The organism is Thalassotalea ganghwensis, assembly GCF_053485795.1.
On record NZ_JBQRUM010000006.1, the window covers coordinates 56,309 to 68,264 of the forward strand.

The window sequence follows — 11,956 nt, forward strand, 5'->3', positions numbered from 1 at the left end:
GATGACAAAAGTGGTTATTGTCGGTGCGGGTTTACTGGGACGATTATTGGCGTTGTTACTTGAAAAAAGTGATGTTGATCAACAATTAACTATCGTGCTACTTGAAAAACATAGCTTAAGTGATGCTAAAGCAACAGGCCGCATTGCTGCTGGTATGGTCGCTCCTCTTGCTGAATCCGTCTCCATGGATGATACGCTTGTTGCGATGGGGGCTAGAACTTTAGAACTTTGGCCCAAACTATTAGCCTATTTGAGCTTAAATGTCAGTTGTTGGCAACAGGGGTCACTGGTGATAGCCCACCGACAAGATAGCGCTGATCTTAGCCATTTTATCCAACGGTTGCGACCACAAAGTGGTCTTGATTATTGTCATCTTGATGCAAGTCAGCTCCATCAATTGGAGCCAGAGCTTAGCACCAAATTTCAACAAGGGCTGTTTTTGCCCGGTGAAGCACATATTGATAATCAGCAGCTTTATTTACAAAGTGAGCAATTGCTGAGGGCAAGTCGAATTGAAATAACTGAAAAGTCTACCTTTAAGTTAGCTAAATTTCAGCAAGTATCGTTGGAAAATCAAAAAAATTGCGATTGGCTTATTGATTGTCGCGGTTTAGGCGCAAAAAACGAGTTGCTAGAACAACAGCAAGGATTAAGGGGGATCCGAGGCGAAGTGATCCGCGTTTTTGCACCAGAGGTAAACCTCAACCGTCCAATTCGGGTGATGCATCCAAGGTATCCGATTTATATTGTCCCCAAAGGTCAGCATCACTATGTTATTGGTGCTACTGAGATTGAATCACATGATGACAGCGCGATTACTATGCAGTCGGCGATGGAACTGATGAGCGCCGCTTACAGCATTCATTCGGGGTTTGCGCAAGCCAACGTTATTGCCATGCAAACAGGGCTTAGGCCAACCTTTTACCATCACAAACCTCGAATATATCAATACCAACAACAAATACAGGTTAATGGTTTGTACCGGCATGGATATTTATTAGCACCCTATTTACTTGAACAATTATTGCTGATGCTGCAGCAGCATGGCTTAGTTGCTGAGCATGCGTTATATCAATGCTTTGGTGCGATCACCACCTTAGATAAACGCTTAGTTAGACAGGAGGTTTTACCATGATAGTCATTGTTAACGGCAAAAAACTAACAGTTGCCAGTCAGCAGTTGGTTGATGTTATCTGTCAGTTTAATGCCAAAGCACCATTTGCAATTGCGATAAATGGAGAGTTTGTTGCCCAAGCGGATTATCAAAAAACCTTACTAAAAGAGGGCGATTTAATTGATATTGTTTCGCCTATTTTTGGCGGGTAGTTGTTATGAATGAAGAAAATATTGATAAAATGAATCTCGATAAACCACTCACTATTTATGGTGAAACATTTACCAACCGATTACTGATAGGCAGTGCTTTGTATCCATCACTGTCAGTAATGAAAGAAGCGATACAGCAAAGTGGCAGCCAAATCGTCACGGTGTCGTTAAGGCGCCAAGCGCCTCAAAGTCAAGGTGGTGAAGATTTCTGGCGTGAGATTCAATCATTAGGTCTTAAGTTACTCCCCAATACCGCTGGTTGCTATCAAATTAAAGAAGTGGTCAATATTGCCAAGATGTCACGAGAGTTGTTTCAAACCGATTGGATAAAGCTTGAACTCATTGCTGATGATTACAATTTACAACCGGATACCATGCACTTGGTTAGTGCAGCTGAGCAGCTGATTAAAGATGGCTTTAAAGTGCTCCCTTATTGCACCGACGATTTGGTTATATGTCGTCGGCTGGTTGATGTCGGCTGTGAAGTCATTATGCCGTGGGGAGCGCCCATTGGAACAGGTCAAGGGCTTAATAACCCTGCTGCCCTTGAAACTATTCGTCATCGTTTGCCGCAAACAACCTTGATCATTGATGCAGGTATTGGGTTACCATCGCATGCAGTGCAAGCTTTTGAACTTGGTTATGATGGCATTTTGTTAAATACTGCGATAGCACGAGCCAACGACCCAATCACAATGGCAAAGGCGTTTGCACATGCATGTCAGGCGGGTAGGCAGGGCTATTTAGCAGGCGCAATGCCGGCAAAACAAGTGGCCTCGCCAAGTACTCCTGAGTTAGGTATGCCGTTTTGGCATCAAACAACATGAGGTCAGTGATGATAAAGCCCATTGTATGGACAATTGCAGGCTCTGATTGCTCAGCTTGTGCTGGAATTCAGGCCGATGTTAAAACGTTACATCGTCTTGAGGTGCAAAGTTGCACAGTGATCACTGCCGTGACCGCACAAAATAATGACGGAGTATTAGCGATTAACCCAATGACTAACAGCGTGATTAACAGCCAGCTAGATGCGTTGTCAGCAACTGCGCAAGCGGCGGTGATTAAGATCGGTTTACTAGCCAATAGTGAGCAGGTGATTACTATTGCCAAAAAATTAGCGGAATATAAACAGAACTGGCCAATATCGCCGATGGTGGTTTTTGACCCTGTGGCTGTTGCCACGAGTGGAGACCATTTAACTGAAGACGATACCGTAGCGGCAATCAAACAATATTTGTTACCGATTGTCGACGTTTTGACGCCTAACATCGAAGAACTGCAAGCGCTTTCCGGGGTCTATATTTTGTCTTGGCAATGTCTCGCTGACGCGACCGAAAAGCTATTAGATCTCGGCGTTGCCAGTGTTTCGGTTAAAGGTGGGCATTTAGATATTGTTGAAGATCATTGTGTTGACTTTACCACCAGCGCGCTTGAAGAATTCTGGCTCTGTGCTAAGCGACGAGATCAGGTTAGTCAGCGAGGCACTGGCTGCACTTATGCATCAGCACTAAGTGCCTTTTTAGCGCAAGGTCATTTATTACGAGATTCTGTGACACTAGCAAAAGCATATATTAGCCAAGCCTTAGATAATAAAGCGGCATATCAATACAGTTTGCATGGTGTAGTTCAAGGGGCGTGGCCTAGTAAACGACAATATTTTCCACAAGTATTAGTTGATGGTAGCCGATTAAGTTCTCGCCTAGCGTGGCAAAGTAGTCAGCAATCTGTTGATCAGCGCTTTAATTTCTGTGATCAGTTTTTGCCACTCGAATTATCTGGAAAGTTGCTTTATCCGGTAGTTGACTCGATTGAATGGTTAACTCGTGTATTAAAAGCGGGCGTTAAGTTAGTGCAATATCGAGAAAAAAACTTGCATGGGCAAGCACTTAATCAAGCCATTGCCGATGCGGTTGATTTGGGTAAGCAATACCAAGCGTGTCTGTTTATCAATGATTATTGGCAACTGGCAATAGAACATGGTGCTTTTGGTGTTCATCTTGGTCAAGAAGATCTTAAAAAAGCAGATCTAAAGCAGATAAGCCAAGCAGGGTTACGTTTAGGGATCAGTACTCACGGGGTTTATGAGCTTTTACATGCACAACAGTTTAAGCCATCCTATCTTGCGATTGGGGCGATTTTTCCCACTTGTACCAAAGATATGAGTGGACAAATACAAGGTATTGAAACACTGACAAGGTTGGTACAACTTAATGATAACACGCCAATTGTTGCCATTGGTGGTATCAATTTGACCAATGTTGAACAGGTACTTAGTACCGGCGTTGATGCGGTTGCCGTGGTGAGTGCCATCACCCAAGCCGCTTCACCTGAAACTGTGATCAAGTGTTTTGAGAAAACGCTATGTCAGTATTAACCGATAAAGAGTTTATCCGTTATAGCCGCCAATTAATGCTGCCTCAGCTGGGAGAGCAAGGACAGTTGTGCTTTAAGCAAAGCCATATTGTCATTGTCGGTGTAGGAGGCCTAGGGTGCTCTGCTGCACAGTATCTTGCTGCAGCAGGTATCGGCGAACTAACCTTGATTGACCACGACACGGTTGAACTGAGCAATTTATCAAGGCAATTATTATTTAAGGATAAAGATATTGGCTTATCGAAAGTTCACTGCGCGGAAAAGGCGCTAACGCGCTTAAATCCGCACTTAAAGATCAATGCTTTCGATCAAGAGGTAAGCCAAGTATGGTCAGCATTGTCATTTAGTGGCGTTGATATTGTGATCGATTGTTCTGACAACTTAACGACCCGAGCCTTTATTAATCGTCAATGTAGGCAAATGAAGCTTAAGTTAGTGAGTGGTTCCGCTATTGGTGTTCAAGGACAACTGCTGAGCTTAGATTTTAGCGAACAGCAATCACCGTGTTATCAATGTTGGTTGCCTGAGATTAAAGAGCAAGAATCGTCATGTCGTGATTTAGGGGTGCTTAGCTCCATTGTTGGCGTGATTGGCACGATGCAAGCAACCGCCGCGTTGCGGTTGTTGTTAGGTGATAAGGCAGGCCTCAATCAATTGTTATTGTTTGATGGTTGGCAGATGTCGTTAACACCGTTTAAAGTGGTCAAAAATAGTCAGTGTTGCTGCTGTGGTTAGTGGTATCAGAAGATTGGTTTGATGATAAAAAGCCAGCAATTGCTGGCTCTTTATATCGTGATAACTTAAAGCGATTTAAGCTTGTTGATATAGGTATCTGGAGTAAAGTCGCGCTTTAAGAAATCGGCGACAAACTCTGCGGCTGGCTTACTACCTGCTGCTCCTAAGACTTTTTCTCGATATTCTTTAGCAACGGCCTTATTGCGCATGCCTTCTTTATCGAAACGCGAGAATAAGTCAGTGGCAATGGCTAAAGACCATTGATAAGTGTAATAGTCTGAAGAATACCCATACAAGTGACCAAAGTTAGCGTAAAAATGCGTGCCTTCAACAAAAGGGTATGGAGCATATTGATTTTCCAACGCCACCATGGTTTTTTCGAGGTCGAGTTTATCGGGATCTTGACTGTAATAGCTCAATGCTAAGTTAGCATAATAAACTTGAGTTGCCGTGGCAGTAGCTTGACCAAAATCACGTGCTTTGTTCATTTTTTCGACTAATGATTTTGGAATAACTTCGCCTTTTTCGTTACGAGCGAAGTTTTTCAAGGTATTGTAATCCCAAATCCATTCTTCCAGCATTTGCGATGGGGCTTCAACAAAATCACGTTCCATGCTCATGCCAGCCACGCCATACCATTTCTGATTTCCAGAAAACATATTGTGTAGCAAATGACCAAATTCATGTAGGAAGGTTTCTACTTGGCTATGCTCCATTAGGCCATTAGGGAAGTTTTGCGCCAATGCCGACACTGGAATTTGTTTATCTTTTAAGCCCGTGCGAATCGTCCAATGTGCCGCGTGTTTGTATTTGTTTTTACGCGGGTGGTTATCCATGTAGAAACGGCCAATTAATTTACCATCTTCTAACATTTCAAAGCTTTCAACGTCTTCATGCCACGTTTCGGTTTTCCACGGTCGAATAGTCACTCCGAATAAATCTTCGGTGAGGCCAAAGATACCGTCGCGAACGTTGTCATAGTTAAAGTACTGACGCACTTCTTTTGAATCAACAGCGTAGTCTTCTTGACGGATCAAGTTCATTAAGTAACTCGCTTGCCATACTTGTACTTGCTGAGCGCTTGGATCAATTTTTTGCAAACGTTTAAGTAGCACGTCGAGCTCCTTTTCAACCGGTTGCTCAAGTGCGCCACCGATACGTGCTAAAAATTTTTCAGCATTGTCTGGATTGGCAATCATTTTTGGTGCCATGCTTAACGCAGCATGATTTTCATAACCCAGTAATTTGGCTAACTCATCACGTTTAGCAATCAACTTGTTTAATACTTCAGCATTTTGCGGGTAGCCACGAGCACGAGAAGCTATTCGCAACTTTTTACGCAAATCGTCACTCTCACCATAAGTCATCACTGGGTACAAATCTGGATAATCAGTACTAATTTTGATGATGCCATTTTCATCGGCAGGACGCGCCGCGATGTAGTCTTCAGGCAAGCCTGCTAGTTGCTCTATTGTCGCATCAACATAGCGGACGTCTTCACGAATATTTTTACTAAATTCATTACCAATCGAAGTGATTTCTTTTTGTAAGTCAGTGATCTGCTTTCTAACGGCTTCGCTGCGGTCTACCCCTGCACGTTGATAATTGGTCAGGCTTTCATTAATCATGTGTTTTTCAACAGCGTTTAAGCGATTTAAATCAATAGCGGCTAGACGTTGATAATAATCTTTAGATAGACCAACACGGGTGTAAAACTCAGAAGCTTTTTCGCTACATTGGGTCGAGGCATCGCGAATGTCATCACTTGGATGAACTGCTTTAAAGTACCAAACGTGACTGATCGGCGCTAAGCCATCCATTATTGCTTCATATTCCCCAACAACACGTTCTAGCGTTGCTGGCCCTGTTTGTTGCTCCAAAGTGGTAAATTGTTGATGAGCACTATCTAGCACCTTCTCACAAGTAGAGGTTATTTGCTGTGCGGTTAAATTGACGTTAATGCCACTAGTGATTATTGCGGGCGATTTATCATTAGCAAATGCCGTTGTCGTTAGCAAAGTTGCCACTAGCGTTAAAGAGAATGTTTTCTTTCGCATGTTGAGAGGACCTTTATCGTTATAATGTAAACAGATTGTAATTTTTTAGAATTTGTGAAGTCTATTATAATTTGCACAAAAATGTAACAAAACGTAGGAGCAGCCTATTAAATAGTGGACGAGCAGTTGATGTATATCAACACCCTTATCTATTTTACTTGCTGATGCCGACGTTATTCGATGAAATGCTATAATGTTTATTAAAACTGGTTGCCATAAAGGCCACAACTCAATGTACAAACGGCTAACGTCACTGATACCGCTATTTGTTTTGTCATCGTCAGTATGTGCTAATAACGACGACTTATTAGCGCTTTCGATTGAGGATCTATTAGAAGTCAAAGTCAGCGTATCGAGCCGTTATGATGAAACACTTAGACAGGCTCCCTCAAGCGTTACCGTCATGACTCGGCAAGAGTTTGATATATTAGGATTAACGACACTCGAAACGCTTTTAAACTATGTATCAGGTGTTCAGTACAGTCGAGCAGGATATCAGTCAAAAATAAGCTTTCGTGGTCGTCATGCGAATAATAATGACATACTGGTGTTGCTTGATGGTATGCGATTAAACGACCCCGTTTCAGCAAGCGCCTTCATAGCCTTTCAATATATTGATTTAGCATCCATTGAAAAAGTCGAAGTCATTAAAGGACCAGGCTCAGCAATGTACGGCAGCAATGCATACAATGGCGTTATTTCGTTAACTTCCCGAAGCGACGGAAAGAAGCTTAGCGCGAATGTGGGCAGCTTTAATCGAATAGGTGCTAACCTTAGTTATCATCATCAAGGACAGCAAGGTTTTATTGGGGTTAATGCGGGGATTTTTGATGACCAAGGTGATGATTATTCTCCCTTTTTTGATTTTTTTGGTATTCAAGAATCTACACAAGACCCGCGCAGTGGTCATTATGTTTATTTAACAAGTGGCTACAACGAATGGTACGTTAAAGCCGGACTGCACCATCGACGAAGTGAAGATTTTGTCTGGCAATCACAAGGTAATGGAATAAATAATCAGGATGTTAACAGTGAATTTTATCAGTTGGGCTATCAAGGTGTCTTATTTGATACTCTGAATTTTAACTTTAATTTGGAACAAACAAAGAGTGAGCAATCGGCAATATTAGTGGTTGCTCCAGAAGGTATTAGCCAAAGCATTTGGTCTGATGATTCGACCGTTGACTATATCGGAGGCAACTATCGTGAGGTTGAAGCCAAACGGGTAACGTTAAATACCTCTTGGCAGCAGACTGAACAAGCTTCAATGCTGTTTGGCCTTGAATATCGAAAAGAGCAAACTGATACCATTGATTTTCAAGGTAATTGGCAAGCACAGGCCAATCGAGATAGTCTAGGTTTTATATTCTTGCCGCGAAGAGAAGCAGGGTATACTCGTGGGGTCTGGTGGTTCGGCAGTTATCAACCTTTAGTCCCTGAAGTTAGTCGCAATATCCAATCAGCGTATCTTCAACAACATTACCAACTCAATCAGCAATGGAAAATCACGCTTGGTGCTCATTATGATGATTATAGTGATGTCGGTAATCATATCAGTATGAGAGGAGCGTTTGTTTATCAAGCAAACCAAGATATGACGTTTAAAGCGCTCTATGGGGAAGCGTTTCGAGCCCCATCTCTTTATGAGTTGAATGCACTGATAGCTACTGGCTTTATTGGTAATAGTAATCTGAAACCAGAAACGGTGAAAACCGTCGATTTGATTTGGCAACAAGAATACCAAGACATTGAGTGGAGCTTAACGTACTACTACTCTGACTTTGCCGAGATAATTGAGAATGTGCTTGTTGATGATATCGTTAGGGGCTTTTCTAGTTTTCAACCGCAAAATTTTGGATCGTTAATCTTATCTGGGTGGGAGCTTGATTTAAAAGCCAAGCTGTCAGCAGCTTGGTCATTCAGTGCTAACGCTTCAACAGCAGAACGATTTAAGCGGCTTGGTTCGGCACGCTCAATGGCTGCCTTGGCATTAAAATATCAACAAGAGGCGTGGCAGGCTAGCATTAGCGCTATTTACCATAGTAGTGTGGTTTCTCGCGAAGCGACGTTTGACAATGAAGCTATATCGTTATCTAGCTATTGGTTAGCAAAAATGCATCTGGTTTATGGGTGGAGTCAAGACATTGAGGTATCTTTGAGCATAGATAACCTCTTTGATAAATACTATCTCGGCTATAATGAAGCGGCGGGCACAGAACAAGGCGTTCCGGCTCGAGGTCGACAAATTACTGCCCAATTAACCTGGCACTGGTAATGTTAAAGCAAGCGGTTTAAGCCAGTACAATAGCAGCGACAATTGCTCCACCGATTAGCCACAGCGTTCTGATTAATTTTTTATGTTGATATTGCTGCTGTTGATATAGGGCATTAAAGTGGGATTTCTGTTGAGCAAGTTGCTTGTCTCCTTTTAAATATTCGTAGACTAAGTCGGGTATTTCCGGCAGTTTTTCATTCCAAAACGGTAAATTATCTTTGACTTGTTTAAGCACTGCTTTGATACCCATTTGCTCTTTAACCCAATTTTCTAAATAGGGTTTAGCGGTTTGCCATAGATCGAGTTGCGGGTATAACTGGCGGCCTAAACCTTCTATGTATAACAGGGTTTTCTGTAAAAGTACGAGTTGAGGTTGTACTTCCATATTAAAGCGTCGAGCGGTATTAAATAAATTTACCAAAACTTGGCCAAATGAAATTTCCGCGAGTGGTTTATTAAATATAGGCTCACAGACGGTGCGAATAGCAAATTCAAACTCATCAACATTGGTATCTTGTGGTACCCAGCCAGAGTCGACATGCAGTTGTGCTACTTTTCGATAATCGCGATTGAAAAATGCGACAAAGTTTTCTGCTAAATAACGTTTATCTTCGCGATTGAGGGTGCCAACAATACCGCAGTCTATCGCTATCCAAGTAGGATCTTTAGGGTTTTCAGTGTTGACAAAAACATTGCCTGGGTGCATGTCAGCATGAAAAAAACTATCGCGAAAGACTTGTGTGAAAAATACGTCAACACCACGTTCTGCAAGTAGCTTCATGTCAACACCCTGCTCGGTTAACGTTGCGATTTCGCCAACACCAACGCCATAGATCCGCTCCATCACTAAGACATTTTTATGACTATACTCACTGTAAATTTCAGGAACATAAAGTACTTTGTCGATCGCTTTTCCTTGCGAAAAATTTCGTTTGAGTTGTATTGCGTTGGCGGCTTCACGATTTAAATCGAGTTCATCAAGGATGGTTTTACTGTATTCAGCAACCACTTCTTTAGGACGCAGGCGTTTGCCATCGGGCACCCATTTAGAAACAGCACCTGCTAAGCGATTCATCACTTTAAGATCGGCCTTGATGACCTTTTCGATTCCGGGTCTTAGTACTTTAATAACAACATCTATATATTGCTCTTGCTGTAAAAGACGAGCACTGTGAACTTGGGCAATTGATGCCGAGGCCATAGGCTCGGTATCAAACGACTGAAAAACTTGATTAAAGGTTTGTTCACCAATGGCTTCAACTATCATTTGCTGAGCTTGGCTTCCAGAAAATGCTGGTACTTGATCCTGCAATAGACTTAACTCTCTGGCGAAATCTTCAGGCAGTAAATCGCGGCGAGTTGACAGCATTTGACCAAATTTAATAAAGACAGGTCCCAGAGATTCTATCGCTAATCTAAAACGTTGAGCGGCGTTTTTGTCTTTATGTTGATTTCGCAGCCAAAACAAACTCATTCTAATCGCTTTAATGTACCAAGGTAAGCGTTGGCGAGGCACTAAGTCGTCTAAACCATATTGAAGAAAGGTTTTAATGATTTTGTAAACTCTTTTTGTGCTCACACAGAACCTCGTTGTTGATTGAGTCGTTGTTCTAAAATTAAGATTCGCTCAGACAATGCATCCGTTTGTTTTCGGTTATCTGTTACGTTTGCAGCAAAAAGTTGATATTCACAATTGGTGATCGCCAGTTGCTTTTCGTGAACAAGCCACTCACTGGCGTCAGCCTTTATTTGTTGATGGACAAAATTTGCTTTTTTCCAAAGACTTGCAGCTAGTAGAGAGACTTTATAGGTAGCAACATCACCGATATAGTTTGCTAGTTCACTTTGCCAATCAATAGAAAATGACTCTGCTAAAGCGGCAAAGCGTTGTGCAACCTTCAAATCACCGACAACATCTAATTGATTTGACTTTATCGCTTCGGTTAGCGCGTTATCCGATTGCAGCTGCTTTAATAGCGTCAGTGTTGTTGTGACGGTGCAGTCGGCAAGTGTGGTATTGCCAGTGACTAAAACTTTGTTATTGGTAACGGTAAACACCAGCGGAAATTTTAACTCTTTGAGTTCAACTGCTAGTGTCTGTTGCTCAAGATTATTGATCATTTTAACGCTGTCGTGACTTTTACTAAGCGCTAAATCAATGATCAGCTCAATGGCTGATGTTAGACCTTGTTGAGGCATGAATAACGTCATGGTTAAAATTTATAACCTTTGTGGAGTGCAACGATGCCGCCAGTTAAGTTTTTGTAAGTCGTTTGTTCAAAGCCCGCTTCGTTCATCATCTGTTTCAATGTTTCTTGATCAGGGTGCATGCGAATTGATTCTGCTAGATACTGATAACTATCGCTGTCTTTTGCGACTAATTCACCCATTTTAGGTAAGATATTAAATGAATAGAAGTCGTAGGCTTTATTGAGTACCTCATGCTCTGGTTTTGAAAACTCAAGCACAAGTAACCGTCCGCCAGGTTTAAGTACACGGTAAATTGAGCTAAGTGCCATGTCTTTATCGGTAACATTTCGCAACCCAAAGGCGATGGTAACGATATCAAAAGTGTTATCTTCAAAAGGTAAGTATTGGGCATTGGCTTGAACGTACTCGATATTTTGGACAAGCCCTTTATCACGCAATTTGTCGCGACCAACGTTAAGCATTGAGCTATTGATATCCGCTAAGATAACCTTGCCATCTTTACCCACAAGTTGGGAAAATCGTGCGGTTAAGTCACCTGTACCACCGGCGAGATCTAACACTTTATTGCCTGGTCTAACGCCGCTCGCATCGATGGTGAATCGCTTCCAAAGTCGGTGTATGCCGAACGACATTAAATCGTTCATGATATCGTATTGTTGTGCTACAGAATGAAATACATCAGCAACCTTAGATTCTTTTTCCCGCTTATCTACCGTTTTAAAGCCGAAATGTGTAGTTTCGGATTCTGTGGTTTGTTGGGGAGGTGTTGCGCTTTGGTTTTGCTCGGTCATCACGATAATCTTCTCTATCAAGGTTGGCGCTAGTCTAGCGCATTTTTTATTATTAATTAATAGACATCAACAGATATTAGGCATTTCAATTTTATCTGGGTATACTTAGGTAACAAAATTTTAACAACAGTACCAAGCCTAAGGTATTGTGGCCTGGCAGTGGGCGATGTTTGGGCGCCTACTGCTGA

Annotated in this window: 10 protein-coding genes; 6 read left to right on the forward strand and 4 right to left on the reverse strand. The window is 42.1% G+C overall.

Going from position 1 to position 11,956, the window contains the following annotated elements:
• The first annotated feature begins 1 nt into the window (after position 1).
• Genes ACSLUH_RS07810 through ACSLUH_RS07830 form a run of 5 tightly spaced genes read left to right on the forward strand, consistent with a single transcriptional unit; the run spans position 2 to position 4,434 of the window.
• Positions 2 to 1,135, forward strand: coding sequence for an FAD-dependent oxidoreductase (locus ACSLUH_RS07810; RefSeq protein ID WP_448565749.1), 1,134 nt, complete (start codon positions 2 to 4; stop codon positions 1,133 to 1,135).
• The gene (thiS, locus tag ACSLUH_RS07815) at positions 1,132 to 1,326 is read left to right on the forward strand and encodes a sulfur carrier protein ThiS (RefSeq protein WP_448565750.1); all 195 of its coding nucleotides are present in this window, start codon (positions 1,132 to 1,134) and stop codon (positions 1,324 to 1,326) included. Before ACSLUH_RS07810 ends, thiS begins: the two co-directional genes overlap by 4 nt.
• Before the next feature lie 5 nt (positions 1,327 to 1,331).
• On the forward strand, positions 1,332 to 2,153 hold the full coding sequence (locus tag ACSLUH_RS07820) for a thiazole synthase (RefSeq protein WP_448565751.1): 822 nt from the start codon (positions 1,332 to 1,334) through the stop codon (positions 2,151 to 2,153).
• Positions 2,154 to 2,161: 8 nt separating this feature from the next.
• Positions 2,162 to 3,700 carry a thiamine phosphate synthase gene (gene thiE, locus ACSLUH_RS07825; protein WP_448565752.1) on the forward strand — a complete coding sequence of 513 codons (1,539 nt, stop codon included), beginning with the start codon at positions 2,162 to 2,164 and terminating at the stop codon, positions 3,698 to 3,700.
• Positions 3,688 to 4,434 carry a HesA/MoeB/ThiF family protein gene (locus ACSLUH_RS07830; RefSeq protein ID WP_448565753.1) on the forward strand — a complete coding sequence of 249 codons (747 nt, stop codon included), beginning with the start codon at positions 3,688 to 3,690 and terminating at the stop codon, positions 4,432 to 4,434. The genes thiE and ACSLUH_RS07830 overlap by 13 nt, the downstream gene beginning before the upstream one ends.
• A 65-nt stretch (positions 4,435 to 4,499) precedes the next feature.
• Here the strand turns inward: ACSLUH_RS07830 and ACSLUH_RS07835 are convergent, their stop codons facing one another.
• The gene (locus tag ACSLUH_RS07835) at positions 4,500 to 6,491 is read right to left on the reverse strand and encodes a M3 family metallopeptidase (RefSeq protein ID WP_448565754.1); all 1,992 of its coding nucleotides are present in this window, start codon (positions 6,489 to 6,491) and stop codon (positions 4,500 to 4,502) included.
• 232 nt (positions 6,492 to 6,723) lie between these two features.
• Here ACSLUH_RS07835 and ACSLUH_RS07840 point away from each other — a divergent pair, with 232 nt between their 5' ends.
• Entirely contained in the window at positions 6,724 to 8,766 is a 2,043-nt protein-coding gene (locus ACSLUH_RS07840) for a TonB-dependent receptor plug domain-containing protein (RefSeq protein WP_448565755.1), read from the forward strand.
• Positions 8,767 to 8,782: 16 nt separating this feature from the next.
• Here ACSLUH_RS07840 and ubiB read toward each other — a convergent pair whose 3' ends face one another.
• From ubiB to ubiE, 3 genes are read right to left on the reverse strand one after another with little or no spacing between them, the layout of a single operon-like run.
• Entirely contained in the window at positions 8,783 to 10,345 is a 1,563-nt protein-coding gene (gene ubiB / locus ACSLUH_RS07845; protein ID WP_448565756.1) for a ubiquinone biosynthesis regulatory protein kinase UbiB, read from the reverse strand.
• Positions 10,342 to 10,977: a ubiquinone biosynthesis accessory factor UbiJ gene (locus ACSLUH_RS07850; RefSeq protein ID WP_448565757.1), complete on the reverse strand. Its 636-nt coding sequence runs from the start codon at positions 10,975 to 10,977 to the stop codon at positions 10,342 to 10,344. The genes ubiB and ACSLUH_RS07850 overlap by 4 nt, the downstream gene beginning before the upstream one ends.
• Positions 10,978 to 10,979: 2 nt before the next feature.
• Positions 10,980 to 11,768: a bifunctional demethylmenaquinone methyltransferase/2-methoxy-6-polyprenyl-1,4-benzoquinol methylase UbiE gene (gene ubiE / locus ACSLUH_RS07855; RefSeq protein WP_448566032.1), complete on the reverse strand. Its 789-nt coding sequence runs from the start codon at positions 11,766 to 11,768 to the stop codon at positions 10,980 to 10,982.
• Positions 11,769 to 11,956 lie beyond the last annotated feature (188 nt).

Excerpts from the sequence above, each read along its gene's own strand:
- ACSLUH_RS07810 (WP_448565749.1), top strand. The coding sequence starts at position 2 with ATGACAAAAGTGGTTATTGTCGGTGCGGGTTTACTGGGACGATTATTG.
- thiS (WP_448565750.1), top strand. The coding sequence starts at position 1,132 with ATGATAGTCATTGTTAACGGCAAAAAACTAACAGTTGCCAGTCAGCAG.
- ACSLUH_RS07820 (WP_448565751.1), top strand. The coding sequence starts at position 1,332 with ATGAATGAAGAAAATATTGATAAAATGAATCTCGATAAACCACTCACT.
- thiE (WP_448565752.1), top strand. The coding sequence starts at position 2,162 with ATGATAAAGCCCATTGTATGGACAATTGCAGGCTCTGATTGCTCAGCT.
- ACSLUH_RS07830 (WP_448565753.1), top strand. The coding sequence starts at position 3,688 with ATGTCAGTATTAACCGATAAAGAGTTTATCCGTTATAGCCGCCAATTA.
- ACSLUH_RS07835 (WP_448565754.1), bottom strand. The coding sequence starts at position 6,491 with ATGCGAAAGAAAACATTCTCTTTAACGCTAGTGGCAACTTTGCTAACG.
- ACSLUH_RS07840 (WP_448565755.1), top strand. The coding sequence starts at position 6,724 with ATGTACAAACGGCTAACGTCACTGATACCGCTATTTGTTTTGTCATCG.
- ACSLUH_RS07850 (WP_448565757.1), bottom strand. The coding sequence starts at position 10,977 with ATGACGTTATTCATGCCTCAACAAGGTCTAACATCAGCCATTGAGCTG.
- ubiE (WP_448566032.1), bottom strand. The coding sequence starts at position 11,768 with ATGACCGAGCAAAACCAAAGCGCAACACCTCCCCAACAAACCACAGAA.